Origin of the sequence: uncultured Faecalibacterium sp. (assembly GCF_900066275.1) — a bacterium.
Lineage (GTDB): Bacteria > Bacillota > Clostridia > Oscillospirales > Ruminococcaceae > Faecalibacterium > Faecalibacterium taiwanense.
Map to the genome: position 1 here is coordinate 1 of NZ_FMFG01000070.1, position 3,280 is coordinate 3,280.

General features: G+C 43.8%; 6 protein-coding genes and 1 pseudogene. 4 read left to right on the forward strand and 3 right to left on the reverse strand.

What is annotated here, in order from left to right; translation table 11 throughout:
• The 3 genes and pseudogenes from QZL71_RS12840 to QZL71_RS12850 all read right to left on the reverse strand — a co-directional run.
• Positions 1–160: pseudogene (locus QZL71_RS12840) on the reverse strand (endonuclease); the annotation flags it as partial.
• Positions 121–450, reverse strand: coding sequence for a plasmid mobilization protein (gene mobC, locus QZL71_RS12845; protein ID WP_097793304.1), 330 nt, complete (start codon positions 448–450; stop codon positions 121–123). The pseudogene QZL71_RS12840 and the gene mobC, both read right to left, overlap by 40 nt.
• Positions 451–663: 213 nt before the next feature.
• On the reverse strand, positions 664–1,020 hold the full coding sequence (locus QZL71_RS12850) for a helix-turn-helix transcriptional regulator (protein ID WP_294649104.1): 357 nt from the start codon (positions 1,018–1,020) through the stop codon (positions 664–666).
• Between the two features lie 161 nt (positions 1,021–1,181).
• Between QZL71_RS12850 and QZL71_RS12855 the strand changes: the two genes are divergently transcribed.
• From QZL71_RS12855 to QZL71_RS12870, 4 genes are all read left to right on the forward strand, one after another.
• Complete coding sequence (locus QZL71_RS12855) at positions 1,182–1,370, forward strand: helix-turn-helix domain-containing protein (protein ID WP_294649107.1); 189 nt, start codon at positions 1,182–1,184, stop codon at positions 1,368–1,370.
• A gap of 102 nt (positions 1,371–1,472) precedes the next feature.
• Complete coding sequence (locus QZL71_RS12860; RefSeq protein ID WP_294649109.1) at positions 1,473–1,970, forward strand: helix-turn-helix domain-containing protein; 498 nt, start codon at positions 1,473–1,475, stop codon at positions 1,968–1,970.
• Positions 1,971–2,445: 475 nt separating this feature from the next.
• Positions 2,446–2,883: an RNA polymerase sigma factor gene (locus QZL71_RS12865; RefSeq protein WP_294649112.1), complete on the forward strand. Its 438-nt coding sequence runs from the start codon at positions 2,446–2,448 to the stop codon at positions 2,881–2,883.
• Positions 2,870–3,121, forward strand: coding sequence for a helix-turn-helix domain-containing protein (locus QZL71_RS12870; protein WP_294649114.1), 252 nt, complete (start codon positions 2,870–2,872; stop codon positions 3,119–3,121). Before QZL71_RS12865 ends, QZL71_RS12870 begins: the two co-directional genes overlap by 14 nt.
• Positions 3,122–3,280 lie beyond the last annotated feature (159 nt).

The window sequence follows — 3,280 nt, forward strand, 5'->3', positions numbered from 1 at the left end:
TGGCCTGTGACAGCAGCAGTTCAAATTCGATGTCGGCGGTTTCGTAGGAGCAGGCAAAGGAGGACACCAGCATTTTTTCATCCGTCTTAGCTGGATTCTCGATGTAGTCCAGTGCCTTTTTCAGCGTTGACTTGATAGGATGTATCTTTGTAACTGCCATATCTGTGCCAGCGCTCCTTTGATGTCCGCAACATCTTGTGTGTACAGCGGCCCCATGCTGTTCAGCCGCCGTGCGATCTGATTGACGTTGACACCAATCTTCTGCAATTCGGCGGTCTGCGCCCGGATGTCGGTGGTGTCGATGTGGACAACATAACCGTCTATCAGCATCTTCCGGGCGTATGCAGAAAAATTCCGTGTGTGCAGCAGAGCCATCTTCTGCCGGATAAGTTCCCGTTCCTCCGGCGTCACGGGAACACGCAGAACAATTTTTCGGGTTCGGTTCGTCATAGTTTCACCTCGTTTCTTGGGGGGCTGGGGTACTCCCCAGCAAGCATTTTTGCCGGGAGTGGCTACACTCCCTATGCTTGCTATGAAAGTTTTATCCTCTGATACCTACTACAAAGGAACGCTCCGTTTTGCCAAAGGGGCAAAGAAAAAACGCTGCAATCCCGTAAAGGCTGCAACGCTTCTTTCTGTCATATTCAGTTGTGTACGGACAGCTTATTTGTCCGAGCTTTCGATTTCCGCAACCTCTTTCGCCGTAGCAGTCACAATCCGTAATCCCTTATCGCTGATACTGTCAAGCAGAGTATCAAGCTGCCGCCGCTGCGTGGATTTTTCAGCGTCCCTATTCGGGAAAAAGAATTGGTCTACCGATATGTTATAGCGTGTCACAAGCTCATAAAAGATTTGCAGGCTTGGTTGTTGTCCCTTATTTTCAATATTGGTAAGGTAACGCGGAGAAATATTCATTGCGTCGCTTACATCTTTGCGGCTTTCCTTTCTCGCTGTCCGCGCCGCTTTTATCGCTTGCCCGAAAGCTGCGAAGTCATAAAGTGGTACAGGTCTTTTGGCCATAATTATTCACCCTATTATATTGTATAGTTCCCAACTTTTTCAAGATACGTCTATACAATTCCCACTGTTGGCTTAAATAATTCATATTTAGTATATTGCTATTATTCGTTTGTCCGAGTACAATTATATAAATGCCGAACATAGAAAGGAGTTGTGAATTTATGGAATATATATCCGCACCACAGGCAGCGGAAAAATGGGGCATTTCAGAAAGACGAGTACAGATACTTTGCAGCCAGAACCGCATACCAGGCGCTTCAAAACTTGGGTATATGTGGCTGATACCAAAAGACGCGGAAAAACCTGTTGATGGACGCATAAAAAATCCTACAAATAGTAACAAATTATGAATAATCTTTTGATGTAAAGCGATTTTGACAATGGTTGGAAAGTACTCTTGATAGTATTTTTCTTGGAATATGTTATAACCAATGTAAAGAAAGGAAAAAGAAATGTATATTAGCAAACGACTAAAGGAATTGAGAACTGCTAATAATTTTAGTCAAGAAAAACTTGCAGAACTTCTCAATGTTTCAAGACAAACAATTTCAAGTTGGGAAAACGAAAGGAGTTATCCAGACGTACACAATTTAATTATGCTTTGTGAAATTTATTCAATTTCATTGAACGATCTTATGAAAGGAGATATAGAAATAATGAAAAAAGAGTTATTAAATAAGAATGACTCCCCTAAGGATGCTGTACAAATGATTCAGGGCGGTTGGATTATGATTATAGGATTACTTGTTGCAGTAATTGGTCTTATCATTTTAATCAATAATGGGAATGCGTTATGGGGATATGGCTTGATGGTTATTGGTGCTATCATTTCTGCTTTTTTCGCTTTTTACGTTGATTATCTTAAACGAAAAAACAAAATCAAGACATATAAAGAACTGAGTGATTTTTATGATTATTCTATGAAGTTATTGGAGCAAAGTAAAAGCTAAAAGACAAGAGAGATTGATTTAGAAACTGCCGGACGACGGCAAAAGAAAAAAGCCGTCGTAGAGCAGACATATTTTCACGCGCGTATGAAACGGCGGCTTTGATTTTCAGAGCCGCCGTTTCTTTGCGTTTACACAAACCTATGACGACTTGCAGGGACACGGTAGCTGATTGGAGGTTATTTTACCGTGTCCGTTTTGGTTATTCATAGTACCCATGAGTTACATCAATTAAAAAAAGCGTAGCTCCCCCTCCGGGTAATTCCGGCTATGGATACGAACTGACAATTCAATATATTAGCTTTGCCATTTCCTATGCGTTTGCCCGCGTTCTGCGGGCAGGCGCATTTTGTCGTTTTGGAGAAAAATTTTCAAATTTTTTCTCTGAATGTTTGGCACATTCCCCGCGCCATTTGTTGAAGGGTTACGAAAGGGGAAAGCATCACCCGCTTTCGCAGTTGCGAAAGGAGGTGATACCATGAATGAACCTAATCGTACCCAGCGGCAAATCCGATGTGCTTTTAACGGGTTTTGCAAGCGGACGTTGAAGAATGAAGCTATCAACGCCCACGGGGAAATCAAAAGGCGGCAGCTACAAGAAGTTTCGTTTTCTGACCTAACTCCGCAAGAGGAAAACCAGCTTTACACCTACGACACTTACTTTGAACATGATGAAGCTGAAAAATCCTTTTGTGTGGCAGGCAAGGAAATAACTGCGAAGCTGTTTGCCGAAGCCCTGCACAGCTTGCCGGACGACAAACGAGAAGCCGTATTGCTGTACTACTTTTTTGAAATGAACGACGCGGAAATTGCAAAGCTCCGTGACGTTCCGAGAAGTACGATACAGTATCGGCGTACAAGCTCTTTTGAACTGTTAAAACGCTATTTGGAGGAACGCGCCTATGACTGCACATAATGGTAACACCGAACAGGACGAACGCGGCTTGTTACCGTACTCGGTAATCATAGCTGCAACAAAGGGCGACCCGGAAGCTATGAAGATTGTCGTACAGCATTACGAAAGCTACATAGCGTCCCTGTCTATGCGAAAACTCATTGACGAGCGCGGCAATACCTACTACGGCATAGACGAGGACATACGCGACCGTTTACGGTCAAAGCTTATGCGGGCTGTCCTTTCATTCAAGGTATAAGGTAGACCCGGCAGCGTTCCCCTTTCCGCTGCCTATCTCTATCCTGCCTTTTTGTTCATTGACAAAGAAAGCGACGCAAGATAACGGCGACGCAGCATAGGGCAAACGGATACGTTGCTGTCTGTATCGAGCCGGACGGCGGGTGCGCCACGATGCTTT